Here is a 372-nt window from a genome sequence, read left to right as displayed (position 1 = left end):
CTGGCCCTGGATCGCACCATGATCCCGCTGGGTTCCTGCACCATGAAACTCAACGCCGCCAGCGAAATGATCCCGGTGACCTGGGCCGAATTCGGCGCCCTGCACCCGTTCGCCCCGGCCGCGCAAAGCGCCGGCTACCAGCAGCTGACCGACGAGCTGGAAGCGATGCTCTGCGCCGCCACCGGCTACGACGCGATCTCCCTGCAACCGAACGCCGGTTCCCAGGGCGAATACGCCGGCCTGCTGGCGATTCGCGCCTACCACCAGAGCCGTGGCGAAGACCGTCGCGACATCTGCCTGATCCCCTCGTCCGCCCACGGCACCAACCCGGCGACCGCCAATATGGCCGGCATGCGCGTGGTCGTGACGGCG

General features: G+C 68.5%; 1 pseudogene (cut by a window edge). It reads left to right on the top strand.

Going from position 1 to position 372, the window contains the following annotated elements:
• A pseudogene (locus tag E3W21_RS02280) lies at positions 1-372 on the top strand (glycine dehydrogenase (aminomethyl-transferring)) (its annotated part extends 1,113 nt beyond the left edge of the window); the annotation flags it as partial.

The sequence above is a fragment of the Pseudomonas sp. F01002 genome, assembly GCF_004402115.1.
In the GTDB taxonomy this organism is placed as follows: domain Bacteria; phylum Pseudomonadota; class Gammaproteobacteria; order Pseudomonadales; family Pseudomonadaceae; genus Aquipseudomonas; species Aquipseudomonas frigoris.
The sequence above is the reverse complement of the archived record's forward strand: the minus strand, read 5'-3'. Positions and strand labels throughout refer to the sequence as shown.